At 54.0% G+C, this 26,112-nt stretch carries 18 protein-coding genes and 1 pseudogene; 6 read left to right on the top strand and 13 right to left on the bottom strand.

The genetic code is table 11. The annotated features are described in order from the left end of the window. Positions 1 to 216 precede the first annotated feature (216 nt). Both JQF37_RS28550 and JQF37_RS28545 read right to left on the bottom strand, forming a co-directional pair. Positions 217 to 1,080 (bottom strand): LysR family transcriptional regulator, encoded by an 864-nt coding sequence (locus JQF37_RS28550; protein WP_130205813.1) that lies wholly within the window; start codon positions 1,078 to 1,080, stop codon positions 217 to 219. A 16-nt stretch (positions 1,081 to 1,096) separates the two neighbouring features. Next, on the bottom strand, positions 1,097 to 3,400 hold the full coding sequence (locus JQF37_RS28545) for a heavy metal translocating P-type ATPase (RefSeq protein WP_204149902.1): 2,304 nt from the start codon (positions 3,398 to 3,400) through the stop codon (positions 1,097 to 1,099). Positions 3,401 to 3,485: 85 nt separating this feature from the next. Here JQF37_RS28545 and cadR point away from each other — a divergent pair, with 85 nt between their 5' ends. Beyond that, positions 3,486 to 3,935, top strand: coding sequence for a Cd(II)/Pb(II)-responsive transcriptional regulator (gene cadR / locus JQF37_RS28540; RefSeq protein ID WP_090466519.1), 450 nt, complete (start codon positions 3,486 to 3,488; stop codon positions 3,933 to 3,935). Positions 3,936 to 4,084: 149 nt separating this feature from the next. On the opposite strand, the pseudogene JQF37_RS28535 reads toward cadR, so the two are convergent. The 10 genes and pseudogenes from JQF37_RS28535 to JQF37_RS28490 form a co-directional block, all read right to left on the bottom strand. Continuing rightward, positions 4,085 to 4,399, bottom strand: a pseudogene (locus JQF37_RS28535) (thymidylate synthase); the annotation flags it as partial. 472 nt (positions 4,400 to 4,871) lie between these two features. Continuing rightward, positions 4,872 to 6,164 (bottom strand): DUF1566 domain-containing protein, encoded by a 1,293-nt coding sequence (locus tag JQF37_RS28530; protein ID WP_204149901.1) that lies wholly within the window; start codon positions 6,162 to 6,164, stop codon positions 4,872 to 4,874. Between the two features lie 77 nt (positions 6,165 to 6,241). Continuing rightward, positions 6,242 to 7,909 carry a DUF262 domain-containing protein gene (locus JQF37_RS28525; protein ID WP_204149900.1) on the bottom strand — a complete coding sequence of 556 codons (1,668 nt, stop codon included), beginning with the start codon at positions 7,907 to 7,909 and terminating at the stop codon, positions 6,242 to 6,244. A gap of 62 nt (positions 7,910 to 7,971) precedes the next feature. Further along, on the bottom strand, positions 7,972 to 8,337 hold the full coding sequence (locus JQF37_RS28520; RefSeq protein ID WP_204149899.1) for a histone-like nucleoid-structuring protein, MvaT/MvaU family: 366 nt from the start codon (positions 8,335 to 8,337) through the stop codon (positions 7,972 to 7,974). 752 nt (positions 8,338 to 9,089) lie between these two features. Beyond that, complete coding sequence (locus tag JQF37_RS28515) at positions 9,090 to 12,323, bottom strand: hypothetical protein (protein ID WP_204149898.1); 3,234 nt, start codon at positions 12,321 to 12,323, stop codon at positions 9,090 to 9,092. Positions 12,324 to 12,510: 187 nt separating this feature from the next. Beyond that, positions 12,511 to 13,224 carry a hypothetical protein gene (locus tag JQF37_RS28510; RefSeq protein ID WP_204149897.1) on the bottom strand — a complete coding sequence of 238 codons (714 nt, stop codon included), beginning with the start codon at positions 13,222 to 13,224 and terminating at the stop codon, positions 12,511 to 12,513. 150 nt (positions 13,225 to 13,374) lie between these two features. Then, positions 13,375 to 14,490 (bottom strand): hypothetical protein, encoded by a 1,116-nt coding sequence (locus tag JQF37_RS28505; protein WP_204149896.1) that lies wholly within the window; start codon positions 14,488 to 14,490, stop codon positions 13,375 to 13,377. 54 nt (positions 14,491 to 14,544) lie between these two features. Further along, positions 14,545 to 15,345 carry an abortive infection family protein gene (locus JQF37_RS28500; RefSeq protein ID WP_204149895.1) on the bottom strand — a complete coding sequence of 267 codons (801 nt, stop codon included), beginning with the start codon at positions 15,343 to 15,345 and terminating at the stop codon, positions 14,545 to 14,547. A 175-nt stretch (positions 15,346 to 15,520) separates the two neighbouring features. Continuing rightward, a complete protein-coding gene (locus JQF37_RS28495) occupies positions 15,521 to 18,826 on the bottom strand; it encodes a UvrD-helicase domain-containing protein (RefSeq protein ID WP_204149894.1) in 3,306 nt (1,101 codons plus the stop codon). Positions 18,827 to 18,828: 2 nt separating this feature from the next. Further along, positions 18,829 to 19,794: a hypothetical protein gene (locus tag JQF37_RS28490; protein ID WP_204149893.1), complete on the bottom strand. Its 966-nt coding sequence runs from the start codon at positions 19,792 to 19,794 to the stop codon at positions 18,829 to 18,831. A 144-nt stretch (positions 19,795 to 19,938) separates the two neighbouring features. On the opposite strand from JQF37_RS28490, the gene JQF37_RS28485 reads away from it, so the two are divergent. Beyond that, positions 19,939 to 21,030 carry a TauD/TfdA family dioxygenase gene (locus JQF37_RS28485; RefSeq protein ID WP_204149892.1) on the top strand — a complete coding sequence of 364 codons (1,092 nt, stop codon included), beginning with the start codon at positions 19,939 to 19,941 and terminating at the stop codon, positions 21,028 to 21,030. Positions 21,031 to 21,702: 672 nt separating this feature from the next. On the opposite strand, the gene JQF37_RS28480 is transcribed toward JQF37_RS28485, so the two are convergent. Then, a complete protein-coding gene (locus JQF37_RS28480) occupies positions 21,703 to 22,170 on the bottom strand; it encodes a transcriptional regulator (RefSeq protein ID WP_007897758.1) in 468 nt (155 codons plus the stop codon). Between the two features lie 192 nt (positions 22,171 to 22,362). Here JQF37_RS28480 and JQF37_RS28475 point away from each other — a divergent pair, with 192 nt between their 5' ends. The 4 genes from JQF37_RS28475 (at position 22,363) to serS (ending at position 26,106) form a co-directional block, all read left to right on the top strand. After that, positions 22,363 to 23,091 carry a metallophosphoesterase family protein gene (locus JQF37_RS28475; protein ID WP_204149891.1) on the top strand — a complete coding sequence of 243 codons (729 nt, stop codon included), beginning with the start codon at positions 22,363 to 22,365 and terminating at the stop codon, positions 23,089 to 23,091. 539 nt (positions 23,092 to 23,630) lie between these two features. Then, the gene (locus JQF37_RS28470; RefSeq protein ID WP_239142542.1) at positions 23,631 to 24,308 is read left to right on the top strand and encodes a hypothetical protein; all 678 of its coding nucleotides are present in this window, start codon (positions 23,631 to 23,633) and stop codon (positions 24,306 to 24,308) included. 82 nt (positions 24,309 to 24,390) lie between these two features. Further along, on the top strand, positions 24,391 to 24,747 hold the full coding sequence (locus tag JQF37_RS31580) for a hypothetical protein (protein WP_239142541.1): 357 nt from the start codon (positions 24,391 to 24,393) through the stop codon (positions 24,745 to 24,747). 81 nt (positions 24,748 to 24,828) lie between these two features. Continuing rightward, complete coding sequence (gene serS / locus JQF37_RS28460; RefSeq protein ID WP_204149890.1) at positions 24,829 to 26,106, top strand: serine--tRNA ligase; 1,278 nt, start codon at positions 24,829 to 24,831, stop codon at positions 26,104 to 26,106. Positions 26,107 to 26,112: the final 6 nt, after the last annotated feature.

Below are 26,112 nucleotides of genomic sequence, written 5' to 3'. Positions count from 1 at the left end.
TAGAATTGTAATGAGTCCGTCATGTGGCAGTAGGGCAAAAACGGCCGATAGTGGTATTCGAGGATTTTGGTTCAGGTGATGTGTTGTCCGGGCCGACGCCTTCGCGGGCAAGCCCGCTCCCACAGGGTTCTCCAGTGAACACAGATCTTATGAACACCAACGACACCTGTGGGAGCTGGCTTGCCAGCGAAGAGGCCAGCACAGGCAACACAACTCTCAGGCCGGCGCCATTTCCTGCGCCAGCCCCAGAAACGCCGCTGGCAGCCGTGCGTTTTTCCGCTCTTTAAGGCAGTACAAATACTCGGGGATCTGCGGTGCATTCTCGATGGTCAGCACCCGCAGCTGCGGGTCATGGGGGACTTCCTGGCGGGCAATGATGCTGATGCCGATGTTGCGCAGCACCGCCTCACGGATCGACTCGCGACTGCCAATCTCCAGCAACGGCCCGAAACACACGCCTGCGCCAGCGAGCAGTTCCTCGGTCAGGCGACGGGTGGTCGAGCCCGGTTCTCGCATCAGCAAAGTGTGCCCCGCCAGTGCCCTGAGCGGCACATGATCGTGCACCGCCAGCGGATGATTGCGATGCACCGCCAGCACCAGCGGATCGCTGCCAAGCACCCGGCGAATCAACCGCGCATCCTCCAGCAGTTGCGAGGATGCCGCGACATCGACCCGATACTCCTCTAGCGCTTCGAGCACTTGTTGCGAGTTGCCGATTTCCACCGACACTTCCACCTGGGGCAGACGCTCGCGAAAGGTCTTCACCAGATCGAGGATGTAATACGGCGCCGTGGCCGCGATGCGCAGCGCGCCTTGAACCTGGCCGCTGTTGCGCAGGAAAAACTCGATGTCGGCTTCCTGCTGCATCAGCGCCTTGACCATCGGCAACAGCCGCGCGCCCTCGTCGCTGACGCTGAGGCGGCGGCCGCCACGGTAGAACAGTTCTACCGAGTACTGACTCTCGAGGTTGCGAATCTGCGTCGTCACCGTCGGTTGGCTCAGGCCGAGCTTTTTCGCCGCCAGGGTAATGCTGCCCAGGCGGGCCACCATGTAAAAAGCCTTAAGCTCGGCACTCAGCACACCCGCCCCTCTTCTTCTACTTGCGCAACAGGCGCAAACCGTTGAACACCACCAACAGGCTCACGCCCATGTCGGCGAACACCGCCATCCACATGGTAGCGAGCCCGGCGAAGGTTACCCCAAGAAAGACCGCTTTGATGACCAACGCCAACGCGATGTTCTGTTTGAGGATGCTCGAGGTTTGCCGTGACAGGCTAATGAACGCCGGGATTTTGCGCAGATCGTCGTCCATCAGGGCGACATCGGCGGTCTCGATGGCGGTGTCGGTACCAGCGGCGGCCATGGCGAAACCGATTTCCGCGCGGGCCAGTGCTGGCGCATCGTTGATGCCGTCGCCGACCATTGCGACGCGGTGGCCCTGTGCATAAAGCGCTTCGATGGCTTGCAGTTTGTCGGTCGGCAACAGATCGCCTTTGGCCGCGTCGATACCGACTTGAGCCGCAATGGCCTGAGCGGTGTGCACGTTGTCGCCAGTGAGCATCAGGGTTTTGATGCCCAGGTCATGCAGTTGCTGGATCGCTTCACGGCTGGAGTCCTTCACCGTGTCTGCCACGGCAAACAGCGCCAATGGGCCGGTCTGATCCAGTAACAGCACCACGGATTTGCCCTGTTTTTCCAGCGCGAACAGTTTTTCTTCCAATTCAGGCGAGCAGAGGTTCAGCTCTTCCACCAGCCGGTGGTTACCCAGGTAATAGACCTGTCCGCCCACCTCCCCGCGCACCCCGCGCCCGGCCAGGGCCTCGAAGTTATCCACAGTCAGCGGCGCGAGCTGTTTATCCACAGCCGCATTGGCGATGGCCAGAGACACCGGGTGATCCGAGCGACCGGCCAGCGCTGCGGCAAGGGCCGGGGCCAACGTTGCGGCAACGGGATCGAGAGACAGGTAATCGGTCTGTACCGGTTTGCCATGAGTGATGGTGCCGGTCTTGTCCAGGGCCAGGTAATCGAGCTTGTGACCACCCTCCAGATAAACGCCGCCCTTCACCAGAATGCCTTTGCGCGCCGCGGCGGCGAGGCCACTGACGATGGTCACCGGCGTCGAAATCACCAGCGCGCACGGGCAGGCCACCACCAGCAATACCAGTGCGCGGTAGATCCAGTCGAACCACAACGCGCCCATGAACAACGGCGGGATGACGGCCACCGCCAGGGCCAGGATGAACACGGCCGGTGTGTAGATTTTCGAGAACTGGTCAACGAATCGTTGGGTCGGCGCCCGCGCGCCCTGGGCCTGTTCGACGGCGTGGATGATCCGCGCCAGGGTCGAATGATTCGCGGCGGCCGTCACGGCGTACTCCAGGGAACCGGCCTGGTTGATGGTGCCGGCGAACACTTTATCGCCGACGGTTTTCTCCACCGGCAGGCTTTCGCCAGTGATCGGCGCCTGATCGATGGTCGACGTGCCGGACAGCACCTCGCCGTCCAGGCCGATGCGCTCACCGGGGCGTACGCGCACCCGTGCACCGAGTTCAATGGTTTTGACGTCCTGTTCGATCCATGTGCCGTCGGCCTGCTGCACCGTGGCCCGCTCCGGGGCCATCTGCATCAAACCACCGATGGCGTTACGCGCGCGGTCGAGGGACTTGGCTTCGATCAACTCGGCCACGGTGAACAGGAACATCACCATGGCCGCTTCCGGCCACTGCCCGATGAGGATCGCGCCGGTCACCGCGATACTCATCAACGCGTTGATGTTCAGGTTGAGGTTCTTCAGGGCGATCCAGCCCTTTTTGTAAGTACCCAGCCCGCCGCTGAGGATCGACACCAGCGCAATGATCGCTACCACCCAGTTCGGCGCGGCACTGGTGAAATGAATGACTTCGGCCAGCAATGCGCCCACGCCGGACAGCGCCAAGGGCCACCAGGGCTTTTTCTCGACGGCCGGGGCTGGCGCTTCAACGCCCTGCTCCAGCGGCTCGGCCTGCATGCCGAGGGACTTGATGGCATCGATGATCGGTGCGGTGTTCGGCAGGTCGTGGGTCACGCCCAACACCCGGTTGATCAGATTGAATTCCAGCTGCTGCACACCCGCCAGCTTGCCGAGCCTGTTCTGGATCAGCGTTTGCTCGGTCGGGCAGTCCATGGCCTCGATGCGGAAACTGCTCAGCCGCGCGCCAGCGGTCGGCGTTTCGCTCAATTTGACCAGCGACGGCGCCGCCACTTTGGCGGAACAGCAGGAATCGCCGTGACCGCCATGTTCATGCTTCTGTACAGGCTGCAGCTTGTGGCTGTGATCGTGATCGTGATCGTGATCGTGATCGTGATCGTGATCGTGATCGTGATCAGTCTCGGGTTTGTGGGTGTGAAGGGAATCGCTCATTGGGTCGCGTCCATGAAGGTGCCTGTTGCCAAGTAAAGACCCTGTAGCCACTATAGGGTCAAGCACCCATTTGGAGATTGCCGTCATGAAGATTGGAGAGTTGGCGAAACTCACCGACTGCGCCGTGGAAACCATCCGCTATTACGAGCGCGAAAACCTGCTGCCGGAGCCGGCCCGCAGCGACGGCAACTACCGCGTCTACACCCAGGCCCACGCCGAGCGCCTGACCTTCATCCGCAATTGCCGCACCCTCGACATGACCCTCGAAGAAATCCGCAGCCTGCTGGCTTTGCGCGACAGTCCGCAGGATCAGTGCGAAAGCGTGAATGCGTTGATCGACGAACACATCCACCACGTCAAGGCGCGGATCGACGGGCTGCTCGCGCTACAGGCACAACTGCTCGACCTGCGCCAACGCTGTGGCGAAGGGCCGGACATCGATCAGTGCGGGATTTTGCAGCGGCTGGAAGTGAGTGGCGGGGTGGTGGCGACGGAGGTTGAGCATTCACATGTGGGTCGTAGTCACGGCCACTGAACACACCGCTTACCCCCTGTAGGAGCGAGCCTGCTCGCGATGGACGTGAACGATAACGCGTATTGCCTGAAAGAATGCGTCGTCATTGAGTTCATCGTCGGAACGCCGCCCGGAGCAGGCTCGCTCCTACAGGGGTACAGCGTACGGCTTCAGACCGCCATCGGCGCCGTCATCGGCGGATGGTGCTCGTAGCCTTCCAGCGAGAAATCGCCCGGCTCGACCAATTCCAGCCATTCCGGCTGGTACACACCCGTCCTGGCAAACTCCGGCACACGATCACTGATCACCAGTTTCGGCATCGGGAACGGCTCGCGCTTGAGCTGCTCGTTGAGCATGTCCAGGTGGTTTTCGTAGACGTGAGCGTCACCGATGAAATAGGTGAACCAGCGCGGCGTGTAGCCGGTCAGGCGACCGATCAGGCTCAGCAGCGCGGCGCCTTCGGTGAGGTTGAACGGCGTGCCCACGGTGTTCATCCTACGGCTTTTTTGCACACTACGGCGTATTCAGGAGTTTCTATAGGACTTTACTGACTGTGCAATTATAATATTGCATAGTACGTAAAAAATTGCAAGCAACTCACGAGCCACTGGGCAAAACTGGTCGAGCCCCTTGCATACCTGGGGTTCAGCAACCTCTCGTAGCCCCGAAATCGCCACTCCCTACAGCAAGACGGCCATCAACTCTCACACCAGTAAGTGCTCTGACCTAGCACGTGCGGATCTAGGGTGTGGCCATTCAATGAGCTCACGGAACTTGAGCCGGCTGCCCAGGCTACCCCACCGCAGGAGGCTAGGTAGGCCCTGGCGGGAATGAGCGACTCTGTCCGACTGATCCTCATCAAGGCTGAAGTGCTTGACAGGCGTGAGGCTCAGGGGCTTTCATGAGCTCGAATGGATGCACTCATAGCCATCGATTTGGGCTTGTGAACTAATTTGTCTATGCAACTTTTACCTTGTTGCTCGCGGTGTCTTTGACCAATCCAAAATCTTCATATTTCATATATGAGAGCAACGACAAGTCTCCACCGTTTTCAACAAAGCCCTGAAGAAGCTCTGCAGCGGCCAGGTCATTTACTACCGATTGCCTTAAATCCAAGACCAAAGTTTTTAGATTAGAAAGCTGATTTAAGCATTCGGGCAATTTGGTTACAGCGCCGTGCAGAGCCAAATGTTCAATAGTTGGTGAGATTACAACCATTGAGAGATCTCCGCTGGCTGAGATATCTAAACGTTTCAGATTAGGGAAAGTCCATATAAATTTAGGAATGATCTCTGCATCAACGTAAATTAATATTTCTTCTAGGTGGACAAGCTGAGATAACTCAAAAGGAATAAACTCAACCTTAAGATATTTAGCGCCAATTATATGCAACTTGCGCAACGATTTTAAGCTTTCCGGCTCAACTGGTATTCGTACATCATACTTCATGGCCCAATCAAGCACAGGGTTTAGTGCAATTTCCTCGCACGCTGTAAAATTCCCCCTAACGCTAAGATCGTAAGCATACACTGTATTATCTTTATAGTAATAATCTATCAATGTTTCTAGGCTTGAGAAATCGAAGGCATACTTGTCATCATCGGTAGATTTCGTCCAGATAGGCCCTAGCGTCATAGCAGACAGAGGCGACTTTATATGCTTGCCTCTTGAAACATCTTCAGTTACTAATGTTTTGAGCTCCGCTATTGTTGGCAATCTCCAGTCATCGTAACCTGCATACTTTATTTTGTTTAGCATTCCTGGAGGATTGTCAGTAGAGCTTTTCCCCTTATTGCAGATCCTTCCTGCATCCCACATTAATCCTGTACTGTTATCGTGCCATGCCAAAACTCCATGCTCAGGTTCGATTACTTGTAACTGATCAAAGGAAACTGGAGTATATTTATCTAGATAGGTGATTAATTCAAGTATGATTGATGGATCGATTTCAGGCGAATACCAGGTAGGGGGAAATAGATTTACTGGCCTAAACAATACCTTTTCGCCTTCAGAGGAAATCCACTTACTTGCGAAATACCTAGCGGTAGAGCTATTAAAATTAAAATCCCAAGATGCGAACTCATTGTCAATGAGCCATTGCGATAGGGGAATGGAAGTTCCATTTTTATCTGTTACTACCGCCATAGAACTAATAGAAAAAACATCCAAAGAATCATTGGCGCTAGTGACAAAGCCTGACGCAAATAGTCGATCTAGAATTCTGTCTGCTTGGGTATTCGCTGAGTGCATATGCGCTTGACCTTGAGCAATAAATATTAACTACTGCCGGATACAAATGTTTAATCCGGCAATCTGGGCCACTTGACTTAATCACGCGACCAACGCGCGAGTGCCATATCGGACAAAGTTCTGGCCCGCTCCTCAATCTGGCTGGCATCCCATGTATCCTGAGAGTTTATCCAGCGGGTCAGTTCAAAGTGTGTGTTTTTTAGCAGGTTCTTCTTTTCCTCAAATGGCATGTTGCCTAGCTCAGAGTTGTAGCTAGTAAGGGTAAGATTACCAATAGTGTCTGACCATTTATCATGTATTGCGGTGTAGTCACCTTGGATGGCCACCTTCCATTCATCGCTAAGGGTCTGGGGCATCACGTGCTCGATCGTAGCTGACGTGGTGTCCACTACCTCCTTGTGCATAAATGCTTCTTCCAAGGCGATAAGAACATACCTGGCTATGCGAGGGCGCTCGTAGATCTTCTGGTTGACGATCGCGTCGGCAAACTCATCGTTTGTAGGCCATCGGCGATTGCCAGACCATTTAAGGAGCGTTTCACGAAGCCAGATGTGGGGATCGTGTGCTGGCAAATCCTGGCAAAGCTCCAAAATGAGTTTGTTCAAGCTGTTTGCTGGAACGGCGCATACCGAACGGCGTACAAAGAATGATTCCAGTAGATCCAAACACTGGATCATGGCTGCATCGCCAAAGACTTGCTGCTCCCAACTTCGGTACAGCCGAAGCAGGAAGGGATACGCAGCTTTTTGGTCAAGGTCTTGGATGCCTTGAAATCGCTTGCCTAGGTTGCTATTGCTCTCCTCATCGGGGCTCAGGAACTTGCAGTAGGCCATAGCGTAGCGTTTCATTTCTATAAGCTTTTCCCGGACTTCCTCTGATGAATTAGAGTTTAGGAACTCTCTCTTGGAAGAAATATATATCTCGCCCTTTCGGACATTGCTGCCATTACGCATGGCATAGTGCCTAAGGAAATCAGTCATCGATTCATTGAGGCTTGTTTCCATAGGATGCCATAGGTCGAAATACACAGCTTCCTGCTCGCCGCCCGATACCGTTGAATGCCGAAAACGCATCAACACGTAGTTACGTACCAAGTCAGCTTGATTTAGCGGTTTGCCTTTATGGTTAAGGCTCTCAAAAATAAGATAAGGGTCATCGCTTTCGCTCAAGTTTATCATTACCACCTGAAGCGTCTGCTGAATTGTCTGCAAGATTTTTACAGGCGAGAGCGGCAGGTTTTCTTCGTCAAAACCTTCTAGTTTCTTCAGGAAAAAGCGATATGCCTGAATAACTTTCGACTCTTCATAATCCGTCAGGTCTTTCTGATGAATCAGTGCGTTATATGCAGCACGATCTGCCTGGGTCGGAACCAATTTCAAATCATCAGGATTTTTATAGTGCCTATTTACAAGCAAATCCCCAATAATTCCTTCAGTGGAGCTGTCTGATGCTTTGTTTGCCTTATCTCGAATCGCAGCCAAAAATATAGAGATTGTGGTTAAGCGCTGTTGTCCATCAATCACCAGATGCTTGGTCACCCCAACTGGAACCGACTTGACGGGAACCGTAACCAAGGCGCCCATAAAGTGGGAGGATGGTTCCTGCTCATCGTATTGAGCCATGACATCATCCCACAACGTCTGCCAGTTATCTGGAACCCATGAATACGGGCGCTGAAATAGCGGAATAACGCCTTGTTTCGATCCATCAAAATACTGGACGATATTAACTGGAGCGGCTTCCATTTTAATCCCTTATGTAAAGTCAACTATCTATGGCGTATCGCTTTCTTGGCCCAATTAGACGCTTATTGGAGCCAGCTTTCGACAGTGTCTGAGCCGTGCTCTGTTTTCCAGGCCTTCAGGGTCTTGTGATTGCCGCCTTTGGTTTCAACAACCTCGCCCGTGTTTGGGTTGTTGTAGCGCTTGAGGGCACGAGGCGCCCGAGTGCCTTTCTGCGAACCTGCGACAGCTGTGGTCAGACGGGAAGCGTGTGGGCCTAGGATGTTGATGATGTTGCGCAGGCTGACCCCGTACTCCCCCATCAGCGCCCGAAGCTTTTCCTCAAACTCGATTTCTTTCTTGAGCGAGTCGCTATTCTTCATCTCTTCGAGCTGCTGCAGTTGAATGGCCAACTGGGCTTCCAGCTCGCGATAGCGATTCAGTTGGGACATCTGTCGTCTTCCATGCGTGTTGTAGGGGGATGAGCGTTCAGCTTCCAGTATGCCAGCGCAGCCTCTTCGGAGCATATGAGATGGCATAATGAATAACGACGACAACGGCCCAACGAATGTCGGGTTCCAACTGTCCCCCTGCTTGCGTTCGACTTGACCGTCACCAGACACCAAACTCAGAGTTGAGCCGTCGTAATGCCAGTCCCCTCCCCAAGTCACCTGGGGAGATTTATTGAGGCTAGCCGGAACGTGCAATCAGCGGGATCGTGAACGCGCATGCATTTCCAGCGCTTTTTGTATCACAAGCTCTTCCGCTCGCGCGCGCTCCGGGTCACCGTGCGTCCATATACGAACCTCAGTGATCATGTGTAACTCGACCTGACCGGGGAACCCGACTTCCACATGAGGGGCTACGCTTCGATGGGTATGCTCTTTCCAGCCCGTCCAATCCAGCAATTTGTCATGATGCTCCGTTCCGAGAAACATAACGACGGCGGGATCATCGTGATGGATCACCTTGTTGGGTTCGCAGCACCGGTGAAATTTCCTCCATTCCTTGGTCTCGTGCTGCCTGTAATCGAAAAAGGACACACATCCTATTGATCGGAAGTATCCATCCGCCGCGTCCCCCAGCGGAGACGGTGAGCTGCACTATGAATGAGGCCTAGAGCAAAGCGCATCCGTGACTGCGACAAGTACAGAATGCCCCCAGGCGCCGCTCGTGCACACCTGGGTTAACCAACCTCAGGTGTCTATGCCTTCCAGTCTTCTGATGAACGAATCCTCGCCAAAGCCCGGCTGATCGGGGGATTATCCATACCCTCCGGTATCAACACATCGTCATCAGGTTGGATAGCCGAAATCTCTAGGTGGTTATCATCAATTTCCCAGGCATTTATAACTACAACTCCTGAAGTTGACAAATGATGCGTGGGTTTCCCCTGAGCATTTACTGTGATGACATAGCACCTTTTGTAGATTTCATAATCATTCAAGAACCTGTCAAGATTCAAGGAAGAATCCGGTGTCACTGTAAGAATTCTGGACAAGGCCGAATGAATACTCGATGAGTCATCATCATTCCGGTCAAGATTATTTGTAACCACTACTCGATAGTGCGCAGGGTTCTGTTTGCTAATTCCGCGTATGAGTGCAATACGCAGTTTATTGTTAGGATCTTTGTCACCAACAGTTTTAGCGATGTTTGAAAAAATCCTTCCCCCAACCTCAGGGTTTTCAAATAGGAATACAATGGCAGGAATCTCCCGTCCGCCTCCTTGAAAACCCACTCCCCTCCACCCAGCTTGATTCCATAGGCTGACCTGAATGATAGATGAAATCTTCAACTCTCTATGTTTAAGGGTTGAAAATTGGAAAGGATGTTTTGGACGCTCCTCGGACACATCAGATTTAGGGCGCCAATCCATAGGCTCAATTTTGTGATGTTCAAACCAAGTCACGCGCCGGGTTGGCTTGTGCAATTCGAATGTAGCATCCTGATGAGATCCGATCCCTGGGACAGAATCACGCCCCATGAAATAACCATCCAACCCTATATTACAATTGAAGACAACTGCTCGCTCCAAGGCTTTATCGTCGCGAAGCATTTCTTCGAGTTTCGACCAGCCAATTTGAGGACAAATTATAGTAACAAAACGAAGGCAGAACTCATTATAAAACTGCCTGACTGCATCTCGTTGCTCGTCGGTTAAATTGGCAATGCTGAACGGCGAGCAGAGAATCTCAGCAGAAGTCACCACTGCAGCGGTATCAAAACTGTGCTGCAGTATGAAGTCATCTTCATCTTCCAATAAGATATCAATGTTCACGGCGGGCAGAGTAGCTGCTGCATGGTCTGCCATCATCGGTGCGCAGAAGCTTTCCAGTACAGCCAGCAATTGCTGCGCTAACTCAATGCAAGGGGATTTCACCGGGAAGGATACGGACACCTTACAACCCAGGATGTAGGAGCTTATGGTCGTCCAGCGCTCTAGATAGAGGTCGAGCGGAGCCACCGGAGCGCCCATATCAATACTGCGCCACATGTTCATAAAATGAAGGTCAATTGGCTCACCCTCGGGCCCCGCTTTATCTTCATGACCTAAGCAAACCAATAGCGCATCGGCACTAAGCCCCAGATCCAACTGATTCAGCTTGTCCGGCAGCCAGGCTAGTCTTTCAATGTCTGAAAAATTGGCATTGAGAAATAGCTTACCAATCAGAGCCTCATAACTCATTTTCTGATTTTCTGTCCACGGATCTCCATCCAGCGTGTGAGAGATCAGTTGAGCGAGGTGGTACCAAGTTAATGATTGACCCAAGCGACCCAGCTGACCTTCAATCCACATGAGTCGTTGGTAAATTGCGGCTTGCTTGTCATTGCTTCGTTGCTCCTTCAAAGCATCAGCGGTGACAAGGTAAGCTGCCATCAGCGCTGCTCCTCGCGCAGCCCAGAGCAGGCCCTGCTTCTCGTATGCATGGGACAACATATAAAGGGCAGCGAACATTTCCTTCTTGCTTTCACTGCTATACAGCCCATACAGGGACAACCCGAAGCACTTGATCGCCCTGTAATAATCCTGTTTATCGCTGCTCAGCGCTCCTCGCCTCAGGTACTTATCCGCCTTTATCCGGCTGTTCTCCCGTGCACCGGTATCATCGATGAGCTTATCCATTAGATCCTCATAGGCCTTGAGATCTCCGAAGGCCACATCGAGAGCTTCCAGTAAGTTAACGAGGCGAGCCATAGGGTAACCAATCAGCTTATGAGCGCTATCAGCGATGGTGCCCAAAGACCTGAAGATATTATTGATCTGCTCCTCGTTTTCAGCAGCCAATAAATCCAGTAGTGCTAAAGAGGTCTTGGCTTGCAATGCGCCGCTGATCATATCCGCGTCGTCGGCTATCGAGTTCAGCTTCTCTCGAATGGTGGCTTCAATTGAGTCCACATCGAGGGTGCACTTGCCGTCCCTATGAGTGGTGACAACCAGATTAAACAACGTTACGACCTTCTCCCATACCTCAACGTTGCCGGTCTCTTGGGCCACGCCGAGTGTTTTCTCAAAGGTTTCCTCAAAGAGCTCGGCATTTTCCAGCCACCAGTACGCGGCCCATGTCAGCTGATAGAGGGCATCGAAGTGCTGCCTCTGGGTACCAAATTTTTTCGCTGTCCTCACAGCGATATTGAACTGATGCTCCACAGCAATGGCATCGCGTTCCAGCTCTTTGTAGATGATGGCACGCTTGGTGTAGAGGTCGACCTGGGAGAGCGTCAAACGGCCCAGATCTTCAATCTGTTGGATCTGGCGTTCGATATCTGCCAGCTGGATCTGCTTGTCAGCGTCGAATGGGCCAATCTGAATTTTGCTATCAAGGCTGCCTGTAAGACCTAGGTGATCGATGGCAAGTTGCTGATTCTCGGGCTGCAGTGTTTTATCAAGCAGCCAAGTACGATCGAGGATTGTGACCTTGACGTCATACTTTTCGGAAAGCTCGTCTTGAAGCTCTGCTCTGGAGCTGTTCTTGATGAAACGGCTGGTGACACAGAAGATTCGCACGTAGCCACGTCCTGTCGACATGATGCTCTCGACGTCCTTTCTGCATTTTGTCCTCCAATCTTTCTGCGTACTGACACCGAATGCCCATCGCTCGGACTCCGGGGTCTCGTTTAACCCCCAGAAAAAGGCGATTTGACTAGCTACAGGATACGTCTCGGTATCGGTTTTACCGTCTCCCCCCGCAGTGGGGCCGGTCTGGGCAACCAAGTTGGGACAAATTTCTCGCTCACAAAGCTTCCTTACGAATATCTCGAACTCAAGCTCTTGGCTCCGATTGTTCAGGGTCTCGAAGTGGTACTCCAGCATGGAGCGATCGATAGTCGCCTCCTGTAGCTTTACAGAGTCCGAGAACTGCTCCGGACGTCTCGCTCGCAGGAAGTCTTGCGGCTTGGGGGCAGTTATCTTGGTAGCCGATTGTTCCTTGTCCATCATCCACTCCTGAAATGACCACTGGCATCGCCCGGCTACGATCAACGCTCTGGCCCTAGGTCAACGCAGGGCTCGACGTCATCGTGATGGTGTGCGGTACACGATGCTTGGGAACGTCCGCGTATACTGGGTGAGCGGACGGTCGTTTACACCAGCCCTAGTTAACGAGGCTGATGCTTGCTCGAATTTATGGTGCTGGCCTCTCGGGCTGCCAAAAATTGCAGCTGAAGTTATTCAATCCCCCACCATAGGGACTAGGTCTCACCGCGAACACCTCAGGCACAGCATCACCGTCGCCGCCATCGCGGAAGAACTCCCTCATAGAGAAGAGGGCCTGAGCCTTCAAGCGCTCCCATTCATGGTACAGACTTTCTTCGAGATCCCTCGCTGCCTTGGCGGCGCTGGGTTTGCGCTTGGGCAGCGGCAAGGTATAGCTGGGCAGAGGGGAGAAATCGTAGACGAACGTCAGGTGCCCGTGCTTCCAGTCCGCAGACGTAGATGCTCGCCAGCGACACGACACTTGCACAGATAGTCGCTTGGTGAGATGGAAAGGCGGCCTGATCTGATCGTCAATGAAGAACAGCTCGCCCTCTTTACGCTCAGTTTCGAGCCGCCCTTTCATTTGCTGCAAGGCGAGAATGAGGTCATTGCCGGCATACAGCGCATCCTGCCGAGTGCGTTCGCGCTTGGCATGGGCCTTGGCCTTGCTGTACTCAGCGATCGCTTGTTGAAACCCATGGAGCTTGTTACCCACGTAGGGCCCACAGTAACTGAGACCGAGGCCATGAATCGGCCCTATGCGCTCTTCATCAAGGCACTTGCGTACCGCCGACCGAAGAACCGTCTCATCAACGTCGCTGATTGCAGCTTGCTGATCACTGGGCAAGTTAATGCACGTCATAAACACAACTTTCCTTGTGTAATAGGCCTAGCTACCGCCTCATCTCGGGCCAAAGCCCCTGGCAACTTTCCGCCTATGCCCCACCTCAGAGGGTGGCCGGTTGTAATGCCAACATAACGTGAGGGCATTTAGATTTATCTGCACGAGACTTCAGAACGGCCAGCGCAGCCAGTCTTCATTGCGCACACCAAATTTAATGTTTGACCACTCATCCGTCATTTCACAGATTTTCTGATAGTGCTCGTGATTCGCAGGGAGGTCAGCCGTCATCCGCCAAGAAACGAAGCCCTTATCACCAGCGGCAAATATCAACTTCTCAGTATAATTCTTTATACCAATTTGCATGCCGAGGTACATTTGTTGGTTACCACCACACAACTGATGCTCAAGGGAGGTAGCCTCAATGCTTTGCAGTCTGAAAAGATGAGAGGGGTAATCATCTTCTTGGGTATCATTTCGCATTGGCCGCTGGAAGCTTAACGCCCAGAACAAGGAAGCAACCATATAGATGCACATACCAAAGTTCAGGGCGCGCAGCGCACCCTCATCGCGATCAGCATACTCCGACTCCGGAAGCAAACATTCCCTGAGCTCTACAAGCATGAACTGAAACGCGTAAGTATCGGCGATCACTTCACGAGTGTGTGTAGCTAGCCTATCGGCCTCACTCATCGCCTCACCGCCACCCAGTGCTTCGTGCACAAAGATTTCATCAGTGCTTGAAGAAGAGGAAGGAGGTGCAGATTTTGAATTCCCGGCTCGTCTGTCCCCATGTAAATTATGGAGATGTCCTATTTCATGCAGCACAAGGAATACAAATAAGCCTTCGGCAAGAATTTCGAAAGCGCTTCTATAATCGTCCCGATGAAGCCACCAATACCTTTCATCCGACCAATCGAATTCCGCGTTCTTAAACCAGCAGCTGAGATTGTTTCTCCAGGGCTCGTAGAATTCATCCTCTGGAAACTTCTGACGTCGCTCTGCCCCAACCATCATAGCAGATGTACGAAATATCAGATCAAGCATACCCTTACAAACTAAAACCGCCTGATGGCCGTGAACAGCTGCGGCTTGGACTCGCACGCTATCTAATAGATAGAAGCTCGAATCACCCTCTATATACTTCTGACATAGCATTCGACCGACGAAATCAAACTCAGAATATATTACATCTTCTTGAATCGAAAGATCGAGAAACGCCTCGCCAGTTTCCGAGAAGATGTGCCTCTTAATGTAATCTTCAACCGTATCTTTATAGCTTTGCATAACAATCCTTTGTGCAAGTGATATTTCGGGCTTGAGCATTGGGAAAATCAGATTTTATTTATAAGCCTGGTCATTTAAGAACACCATGGCGGAAGCTGTCGCGTTGAGCGCGTACTTTGCCACATGCTCGGGAACCACCTTCGCCTTCTCTCCTGCTCCGTGAGCAGAGCCAAGCTTGTTACGGAGAGTGCCCACAATCAGCAGTGGTGACTCCCAGAAGCTATCCATTTGAGTCTGCCCCATGATCGTTCTCAAGAGCTTTGAGGTGGTGTCGCCTTGGGTATACCCGAAGCCCTTCTGGCCACAGATCACTTTCATCACGCTTTCGTAACTGGAGTTGCACTTGGTGACACAGTCTCCAAATTTCTGGTGCCTGTAGTCCTCTAGCGCAGCCATGAATTCAGTATTGGCATGGCGGAAGGCGGGCTGCCGAAGCAGCTGAAGAGCCGGCTCAATCGCTGTCTCATGAATCACCTGGCTGTCTTTCGGAATCACCTTGGACTCTTCGAGCAACCGAATGGATTGGCCGCGAAAGTCGTCACTCTGCCAAGGCTCCCAAATCTGCTTGGTGATGAAATAAGGCAGATCGTCAACACTCAAAAACTCGTTGAGCCTATCCACGACCTTCTCTTGCTGACCGCCCAAGCAACGGTGTGCGTCTGAATGGACAATGTATTCAACAGCATCGAGAAAGTGGGCGTCACTGCACGTACGGAGGAACTCCATGGCGTCCTCCACAATGGAGTCAACCTTGGTCTGAGTCAGCGGAACTCGCCCAACCAAATAGGCCAGTTTCCCGTGAAGAAACTCAAGGGTTTCATACAGGCTTCCACCATTTGCGTCGCGCAGCAACATGAGCGTCCGACGCCTGAATCCCTCCGTCAGTGGTTTTCTCACCACCGACTGGTTTTCCTTCCTTCGAGAAAAAACGTTGAAAATTTTGCCTATCACATCGTCATCCTATGGCCAGGTAAACAGGAAACCAGCCTCTTCAAGCCGGCCACTCAAGACCGGAGTCACGGGAGGTCAATCAGGGGATGTGGGCACAGATGCTCAGATACGCGCAGCGCCCACAATGCCGACCTCTGGAGGCAGATCGATCACCTGCGGCAAAACGTTGAGCCATCTTGTACACGGACGTGCTTGCGACCTGCTTGGAAGGGCCATCCATCACGTGCTGGTCAGTGATAATGGAATAGATCTTCGCACTCGGCCTTCGAGATCCATCGATATCCAGCATCATGGGCCGTAGGTGACTCAGGGTGTACTGGATCCCCGTCTGAGCTCGAATCCAGTGCAGCTGCCCTTTATCGGCGAGCATCCAGGGGAGCTCAATGCGCACACCGTTGACTTCGGAAACCATCCCTTCTTCGACGGCACCGCCGACGCTGTTAACCACTACCAGCCCGCGCTTGGCTGCGGCAATTGCATCATCCATCAAGCCAGGATCTTCTGTCCTATCTGGTAGACCGTGTAACGTCCATGCGGATTGAAATGCTGTATTGGGGTCAGTGCCGTCCCTCGCCACTGCCAACAGCATGTCCATAATCGCCCAGCGAGCACGGATCGAGACATCGATTTCCTGCTCGGCAGTGAGCGCTAGCTCATAGCGATAGTGGAACTGAAGGGGACAGCTCATGTAGGCCTGGAACGCCTCATAGCTCACAGTGGGCAACACGGTGCTGCTAGCTAATGGCACCGGTCTGAGGGGTGCGGGCGGTACCTTCACCCCTGAGCGCTTAACCAGACTCGTGGCAGCAGCGCGATTGAGCGGAACTGGGCGTGGCCACCCGCTGATCTCATAGAGATACAGGTAATCACGGGCCCGAGACAGAGCGACATAGAGCAGGTTATTGCGCTCTACCCGCTCTTCGAACATGAACTCTGACCCGGTGCTGTTCAGCACTTCCGGAGGGATGAGATCCAACCCCCGCACATCGTATGCAAAGGGCCGATTGGCGCCGTATGACGCGTCGTCAACATCGGTGACGTGAACTGCTGGGTACTCAAGCCCCTTGCTGGAATGCACAGTCATGACGCTCACCGCATCCAGGACTCGCGCTTCAGGCGGTAAACCACGATCCCCTAGCTTTTCTCCGATCCTGCGGCGTAGCTCCTCACGAAGCAGGAACTGGGAAAGCCGTGCCTGGCGGATATCTCCGTCACCATTGCGTACGGCGTAGACGAATAGCCATGTTGCCAAGCGCTGAGTGTGGGCCTGTATGGTCTGATCAGCAGGGTTTGGTAGACCGTAGCGCTGATCGAGCAGTACTTTGGAGACAAAATCCCAAGGCCTTGAATTCCGCTTGAGCCCTCTCAACAGCAGCGCCAAATTTGACTTGGCTTGCTGGCCAGCGGGCGAGAGGCCGGGCGTAGGCAACCATAGCCACCGGCCTCGCTGCATGCTCAAGCCTGCGCCTTTGCGGGTCAGGAATATGAGGTGCTCAATGTCTTGGGGGGGCATTCGAAACGCTGGCTCAGAGATCAGCCCGACCAGTGAGCGAGGCTGTCGCATGCACAGCAGTTCCATCAGGCACAGCAGCTTCTTTATCTCAGGGCGCTGGCAGACATCGCCGATGTGCAGCACTGGCACATTCAGGTTTTCAAGTGCTTCAACAATTTGCTCAACGTTTGCCGATTTACGGCTGATCACGACTTGATCCCTGTACGGGACACCCCTCTGCACCAGCCCATCGATGCGCTGAGCGATCGTGACGGCTTGGGAAGGCTTGGAGTCGCATTCATACAGGGTAGGTATGACCCCGATCGAGGGACGATACGCCGTGACTGGCTCCAGAGGCATCCGGTCATTCAGTGCATGATGGATGCCTGCGCAGGAAAATAACTCCAGGATCTCAGGGGTGCTTCGCCGGTTCAGGTCGAGAGCGTAACGGCGCACCGTGGCTCCGGGAATGGTGCTCAGGAACGTGGCGTCGAAGTGCATCAAGCTACGGATCGATGCGCCTCGCCAATGGTGGATGGCTTGGCGCACGTCGCCAACGACCCAGAATGATTGAGCATTGTGAGCCAATTGCCGAAGGAGGTCGACCATCACCTCGGTAACATCCTGATACTCGTCCACCAGCACGTGCGAGAAATGATCGATGTACTGAGCAACGCTTGTTCGATCCCGCTTGGCCTGGGATGCAAGGAGGGCAATGAGGTCAACGTAGTCGACCAAATGCTCAGCCCGCATTGCTGTTTCGTAGGCTTCAAACAGGGTGGCGATGTCTTCGCGCTCATTGGCTATATCCGGCTCGCAGGGCGGCAGTGCGGCCAGGCGTGCTCTGTAGTCGGCAACGGTGAGGCATTCTTCCTTGAGTCGTTTGATATGGCCCAGGACGCCAGGTAGCCAATCGTACGGGTTCTGTAGCCTCAGATAGTACTTGAGCCGCACCTTGGGCAGCGTGCTCACCATCAAGCGAACTTGCATCAGCGGATCTGCGAGCCGAACGTCGGACTCCAGGCCGAAAATCTGATGATATTTGCGAAGAAATTCGAGCCCGAATGCATGGAAAGTCCCGGCCCACACGTCGGCGGCTCCGGCGATGCCAGATACCTTCAGGCGCTCAACCAATTCATGAGCCGCCTTGTTCGTGAAAGTCAGCACCAAGATTTGGCTGGGAGGGATACCGCGCTCGACCAGGTGTTTGATGCGATGGATCAGTGTCGTCGTTTTACCAGTACCCGGCCCGGCAACAACGTTGACGAAGGTTTCGGACGCGGTAGCAGCATCGTGCTGCCCCTGCGTCATAAGCGGCAGAGGAGGAGGTGGAGCAGGAGGCAATATGGGGAGCAAAATGCCGTCGAATAGCTGAAGACGAACGATCTCCAGCGGTACCTCCAGAGTGGCCGCGATGACCGTGGCACCACTACCGCTATGGAACAGTTGGCTTGCGACACCACGGGGTAGCAGAAGCTCACGGGCAAACACGTTGGCTTGAAGCTCCAAGCGCTCACGAGCACCGTATGCTTCCACCGCCACCGTAGCCTGACTCCCATAGGAATCCGTCATGCTAGTCAGATGAGCGACCGTCTGTGCAGGGCGATCGCCGTCGAGGTACCAGTGACCCAACTCATGGGCGATGAGATAGGCCGTTTCTCCTGGAGACACGTCGTTGCGGATGTAGATGGTTTGAATTTCCCGCTTGAGCACCCCGCTGCCACCACCCAGCTCTGGGTGTCCAAAAGGCAACCGCTCGATTGCGATTTCGAGCGTGTCCTCAACATGAGCCAGAAGCTCAGAGGATCTGACCCCACCTAGAGAGGCGGCCAATCCGACCAGGGCTTCTCGGGTTTCGAATGCTTGCCGACGTGCCCGGTCGAATGGATTCACACTTAGCCCTCTAGATTCAGGAGACGCTCTTGCTCCTCAGCCGGCAGCTGAAGCTCTTTGACTGCAACACTCCAAGCCTTGCGTTCCGCTTGCACGGTAGGTTTCCCGTCAGTCGCTTTGAAAGCTGGAACGCATTGGGTGGCGAACCGACGTTCCAAGGCTACCGACACAACGTCCAAAGGCTTCTTCAAAACGACGGCCAGCTTCGCAAGGACTCGCGTAGGCGCCAGTACCGAACCACCAAGGATCATGTTGGTCAGGCCGCGTTGCTCACCTAGATCGATCTGAGGAGCGAGAGCACGAGCTTTGACCCCACTGACCTGCTCGATGGCCTTGATAGCCTCTACGACAGCCTCATCACCAGTATTCGAACCTGTCGTTGCCTCACGCACAGCGGCAGCGTGAGGGCAATGGCTCAACGCGTTGGCGAGAAGGAAGTTGGTGAATGATGACAACGAGCGTTCATATTCACCTGCGCGTAAACGCGTTCTCATCACCAGACGCCTGTCAGCCCGGATAATCCAACTCTCCGAATCGGCGCCTTCGTAATCATTGGCAGTGCGCTCGTAATCAGTCAGCAGCTCCGAAGGGGCTACTGTCCTTGATTCCTTGTCGAATCGAGTCAACCCGTCCTGCAACAGATCTCGCGCAGCGATCGACAGCGATACGCCACGGCGTTGTGCTACGCCTCTTACCAACTGGTGAAGCGACACCTTGGTAGTTAAACCAATTTGCAAGCGGGCAGCTTGGGTTCGTTCATCGGTGATTTTGGTAGTAGTGGTAGGTTGCATGGTCGTCTCCAAAGTCTGCTTATCTGCAGGCGCTGTGCGTGAGACAGGTGGCATAGCTGACCGTTCGTCAGCTGGAACTTGAGGAATCAGTTCGACGAGTACAGACATCAAGCCAAGCAGCAGGTGCGGCTCGTCCTTGCCAGTGACCACCACAGGCTGGCCATTAGCCAGAGTCATCTCGCACTCAATACCCTGGGAGGTCTCCCGCAGGTGCATGAATGGCTTAAGGCTGGCTAGGAAACTAGCGCACCCTTGGAGATAATCGGCAGGCTGAAGCTTGGGCATTTTCATAGACGGATTTGGTCGCTGGTGGGATCGTGCGTGAGAATCACGCCGGCGTACATCACTTTTATATCACTCGCGCGTGTAGGGACACAATTGATCCAGGCAATCTTTTCAGAAGCAGTGCGTGTCGCAGTCGGCGAATGGCGAGCTAACGTGACCTTTGAGCAAGTGCTTGAGTACTTGGCGCGCCCTGGCGATCTGGGGCGTGAGCTGCAGCCTGCGATCGAACGCGAGCTCAATAGCCGGGGGAGCAGCTGTGCAGAGGTGCAAGCCTTTGCATGGGCACAGCCATGCCTGAAGCTGGAGGCTATTTTCCAGCCAGGTGACCTACCCGACACCCCCATTGATTTTTGCCCGGTGCCCGAAGCAGAGGGAACTGTCCTGGCCCGAGTAACTTCGATCGCGTGCCTTGCGGCTATAAATTCCGCCACGGTTTCCTACGGCTCCGAGAACGAAGGCGACCTGTTCGTGAACTTGGTGGTGTTCCCGCCTGGCCGAGGTAAATTCACAGTCAAATCGGCGGACAAGATGAGCGGGCACACGGATGGCGTGACCTTCCCGTTGCGGGGGTACCGCGACCCTCTGAATGACCGCATTGCACCCTCTCCAGACTTCGTGTGCTTGTCGGCACTGCGTAACCCGAAGCAAGTTCCGACTACGGTGATGCCCCTCGACCACCTCATGACGCGATTGAGCCAAGAGCATATCGATGAGCTTCAGAAGCCCCAGTACATCATTGGTTCACAGCTGACCTTCCGTGATGGAATGGTAGACATCCTGGGCGACGAGCTTGATGTCGATGATGCGCAGCTTCTCTTCCAAATGAATGGGAGCTGGTGGATCCGGTTCAGCCACAGCACCACGCAGATTGCTGACATCGGCCAGAAATCCGCGCAGGAGGCAATGGACGCCCTGAAGCACGCATGCGCTGACTGTGCGATCGCTGTAGCTCTGCAACCAGGTGATATCGCCCTCGTAAACAATCGGATCGCGCTTCACGGTCGCAGTGAGCCTGGAAGTGATCACGGCCAGCAAACACGCTGGCTGCTACGTACCTACGGACTAGACATCACGGATATCGATCCTAGCCAGTGGCATGAAGGCAGCGCTTTCATGCTGTATCCCTAGGTATTGGAAAGAAGGCATCTCTGCAGGGTTGTCCGGTTTCGCGGGGGATTTACCTCTCTAGCACCTCAGGTCATGATGGTTCAAAGGCCGAGGTGAAGTATGGAAAAGCCTGGGGTAGACGAGATCGATCGCGATGAGCGCCAGTCGTCGAGTGAGCTCATCCAAGGAGCAGCTCGACATGATTTACCGCTGTGTCCAAATCGCTTGATCACTGTAATTGAAGCTGTCCGGGGCGCAGGCTTTGCCCTGGAGTTGCTGCGCGAGCGTCTGCATCTTCGTCCGTCTGCTGGGCTCGCCTACTCTGCATATGCGTAATGCTATTTCCTACAGCTAGACGACGTCGATCGCTTTGAGAACAAAAAAGTTGTAATGCTCGATGCGGTGTCGACGATGCCTTTTCGCTCAAGCGAAATTTTTAGGCAAGAGATTTCGACTTGGACACCATCGGATATCTCTAGGGTTGTAGAGGCGGAGGAAGTGAAGGCGCTGATTGAGCTCGGGCTTGTTTCTCCAGCAGCTTGAGTGTCCGTTAAGCGTGAGCTCCGGCGGTGATCATCGAGTGCCGATGTCGATCTTGGCAGACCTCCAGCGCGCCCCGTATTCGATCATGCTTACATCTTTGCGTTTATCTAACGCCGTAAAGATAGTCCGGTAGCGCCTCAAATCATTCAATCATTTTTGCCAGTAGCGATGCACTGTTGATTTCGATAATCCAAGAATCCGGCAGGTTTCTGCTTGGCTTAACCCTTCAGATTTTAATTTTTTGACCGCGTCAGCATTTTCGTTATTGGTCGGTTTCCCAGAGCGGCGCTTGACCAGTTCGCTTCCGGCATATTCGCTCTCCAGCTGCTTGATACCTCCCAAGTGTTTGAAGTCACTCAGTTGGGCATGGGCGCGTTCGAGTGCTTGATCGGGAGTATTGCCATCTCGCAAGGCAACGCATATCGCCAATAGAGCCACGGGATCAAAGTCTAAAGCGGCGGCAAGACTCATCAGCTTGCCAAGGCTGGGGTTGGCACTGCCCTGCTCCAACGCACTGATATGGCGTTGCACGCTGACGTCGGCCAGATCCTCATACCCGAGTCCACGTTGCCTGCGGATCACTCTGATCGCTGCGGCAAGCTGTTTAGTGAGCGACATGTTCGTCCCAAAAGACAAGGATGGGGCCACATCGCAGCTGTTCCGATAAATGCAATTTAGTGCTAGTATCGGAATTTCTGGCTTTTTAACCCTGCGCATCTGCTCCGTTAGGAAGGCAGGTCGCACTCACCACGCGTGAAGCTGTGCCTAGGGTCTAATCAATATAGGTTTAAATCGAGATCGAGCGAGCCCATGAGGATTCGAATTTACTCAGACCTGCACAACGAGTTCGCCCCGTTCTCCCCACCTGCAACGGATGCTGACATTGTCGTTTTGGCCGGGGACATCGACGTCCTGGCGAGAGGTGTGAAATGGGCGAACGAAACGTTCAGCCAACCCGTCATTTACGTCTGCGGGAATCACGAATTTTACAAAGGCCACATCGACCACACGCTCCACAAAATGCGGGAGGTAGCTGCACCGCATGTGCACGTACTGGAAAACCAGGTTTGGATTTGCAACCAAACGCGGTTTTTGGTGACAACGTCGTGGACGGATTTTTCCTCTACCGGCGATGCGGTGGCAGCGATGGTGACATGCGGAATGTGGATGAATGACTTTCAGGTGATCAGAGCCGAAGAGCACTTTCGCCGGCTGCGTCCTGCAGACGTGATTGAGAAAAATCGCGAGGCTTTTGATTTTTTGGTAGCTGAGCTCAACAAGCCATTCGATGGGAAAACCATCGTTGTCACACATCATTGCCCAGTCCCCGAAGTAGCCGGGGAGAAGCATGACGGTCATTTAAGTGCGGCTTACACAAACCGGTGGCATTCACTTTTACCGATGGCTGACGTTTGGATTTTTGGACATACACATCGCGCTGTTGATATCGAGTTGGATGGGTGCCGAATTATTTCAAATCCAAGAGGTTATCCCCGGGAAGACACAGGATTCATTCCGGGTTTCACGATTGAAATCTGACCCAGTTGAGAAAGGTAACCGGGGTGTACTGGATCAAAACATTTGGTGCAACGTTGTCTGACTTCAGGTTGCACAGATTGCCGACGGTGATAGAGAAAGCCCGAGCTGCCATCGCTGACCCCGATGTTTTCGGATACCTCCTGTGCGCCTTGGAGCGTCCGCCGCGCATGACTGGGCTGCTGTTTTGTGATTACACCAGGAGCTTTCCGGAAGGGCTTCCCATCCGTACACAGGCTATTGCTGAGCGATGCCAGCGCGCGGGATATGAGGTCGTTACTACGACCGATGGCGGGATATTTGTCGTCGCCCATTGGCTACACGAAAACGGTGCGTTAGACAGTTTCGACCGAGTTCATTGATGTCGCCTTTGATGGCGTTTGCAGGCAAAAAAGGCAGAAAAATGGGGCTTCCACAATGTGTGCTGGACGCAAAGGAAGTCGATTTTGGCGTCCCGATTACTGGTTACTTATGCTGCGCAGAATTCCATCCCCCATGTGTGACTGGAGTCGTTTTTTCTGAAGCGAGAGGGCGTTTTGCGGATGGGAAGACAATCCGTACTTCCTTGGTCGAAAGAGTATATGAGCTTCGGGGGTATCAGCTTTGCGAGACGTACAACGGCAGTCGGTACGTTGTTTGCCATTGGTGGTATGAAAATGGCGCCATTCCCGAGTTCAACTTGCTCCACTGACGAAGCCCAAGCCTTTCGATCTGTAGGCAAAGCTAAATCAATACTCACGATGCGAGACCAGCAGATAGCTGGATGGCTTTCGTGCAGCTTTAAAATTTCCAAAGAACTAGGCAGCAGTGTGCAAACCGAATTGATTGAAGATGTGCTTTATGGCCCGGCAAGGATGATAGGGGGATCGCGATTAGGGGATGAAGAGCTGATCAAATTGGCCCAGGAGGAGTTTGCGGAGCAGCGGTTTTGTATCGTCCGGAACTGGGTAGTGCTGGACATCTTGCTCCCAGATACTCAGGAAAAGGATGTTCAAACACAGGGCCTGGAGCCTTCTGTGCTGTTCTTCCACGACGCAGTATTCGACAGCGAAGGGCGAATTGCAGCCCGAGACAGTTTCATCACTGGATTTCAAAAAGACTTCCACGGATGTTTTTTTGAAAGCGAAGAAGCCCTATACATCTTGGCCGGCAGAGGCTTTCGGAAGCATGTGAGCTTGCCGGCTTTTCAAGCGCTGAATGCATGCAGTAAGGCACGCTGATCGTAACCGTAACTGCCTCCTGTGTCCCGGTTCGCGAACGCTCTGCAGAGTCTTCCCCATTATTCATCCTCGGATAACGTGAATGTTTGATCCACGCAACGAGCTCCCCTTGTGCGCTAGCCACTACATAAACGCGGTTGAGGCTGTCCGAGGACAGGGTGCCGCTCTGCAACTGCTAAGGGAGTTTTTATGCCTGAACGCTCACGCCGAAATGATTTACGCGGTAGACATCAACGCCTATTTTCTTCGCCTGGACGACCTCGACCGGTGGAGCAACAAACGCGTCGGAATGCTCGATGGCGTGGCCACTATGCCGTTTAAATCGGTGGAGGTGTTCCGATCTGAAATTGCGACGTGGACGCCACAGGATTACGCACACGTCCATGACAGCACGGGCTTAAACGCTTTGATCGAACTGGGATTGCTTCTGGGCAACTGATCGCTATTTCACATCAAGTTCGAATTATCGATCAACCCAGTCCTATGCGAAGCGACGTGCTCTAAACTGCGAGATAACAATATGCTCGATCCCAAGCTGTTACGTAGCAACCTTCAGGAAGTGGCGGATCGCCTGGCTTCCCGTGGCTTTGCCCTGGACGTCGCGCGCATCGAAGCGCTGGAAGAACAGCGCAAGACCGTCCAGACCCGCACCGAAGCACTGCAGGCTGAACGTAACGCGTGCTCCAAGTCCATCGGTCAGGCCAAGCAGCGCGGCGAAGACATCGCACCGCTGATGGCGGGCGTCGAGCGCATGGCGGGCGAATTGAGCGCCGGTAAAGTCGAGCTCGACGCGATCCGGAGCGAACTGGACTCGATCCTGCTGGGCATCCCGAACCTACCGCATGAGTCCGTTCCGGTCGGCGTAGACGAAGACGATAACGTCGAAGTGCGCCGATGGGGCGCTCCACGACTCTTCGATTTCGAGATCAAAGACCACGTCGCCCTAGGCGAGAAGTTCGGTTGGCTGGACTTTGAAACTGCCGCCAAGCTGTCCGGCGCGCGCTTCATCCTGCTGCGCGGCCCGATCGCCCGTCTGCACCGCGCCCTAGCGCAATTCATGATCAACCTGCACACCAGCGAGCACGACTACGAAGAAGCCTACACGCCGTATCTGGTTCAGGCCCCGGCGCTGCAAGGCACCGGCCAGTTGCCGAAGTTCGAGGAAGACCTGTTCAAGATCGCTCGTGAAGGCGAAGCCGATCTGTATCTGATCCCGGCTGCCGAAGTCCCACTGACCAATCTGGCGGCAGGGCAAATTCTCGATGCAAAACGATTGCCCCTCAAGTTTGTCGCCCATAGCCCATGCTTTGGTAGTGAAGCCGGCGCGTCGGGTCGTGACGCTCGTGGCTCGCTCCGACAGCACCAGTTCGACAAGGTCGAGATGGTACAGATCGTCGAGCCGTCGAAGTCGATGCAAGCGCTGGAAAGCCTGACCGCCAACGCCGAGAGAGTCCTGCAGCTGCTGGGCCTGCCTTACCGCACCCTGGCGCTGTGCACCGGCGACGTGGGCTTCAGCGCGGTCAAGACCTACGACCTGGAAGTTTGGATTCCGAGCCAGGACAAATACCGCGAAATCTCGTCGTGCTCCAATTGTGGCGACTTCCAAGCCCGTCGCATGCAGGCGCGTTTCCGCAACCCGGAAACCGGCAAGCCGGAACTGGTGCACACCCTGAACGGTTCCGGCCTGGCGGTCGGTCGTACGCTGGTGGCGGTACTGGAGAACTATCAGCAGGTTGATGGTTCAATCCGTGTACCGGACGTACTGAAGCAGTACATGGGCGTCGACATCATTCGATGAAGGCCT

The sequence above is a fragment of the Pseudomonas sp. MIL9 genome (genome assembly GCF_016887925.1).
Taxonomy (GTDB): Bacteria; Pseudomonadota; Gammaproteobacteria; order Pseudomonadales; family Pseudomonadaceae; genus Aquipseudomonas; species Aquipseudomonas mohnii.
Note: the sequence above shows the minus strand (reverse complement) of the source record. Positions and strands in the feature narration are given on the sequence as shown.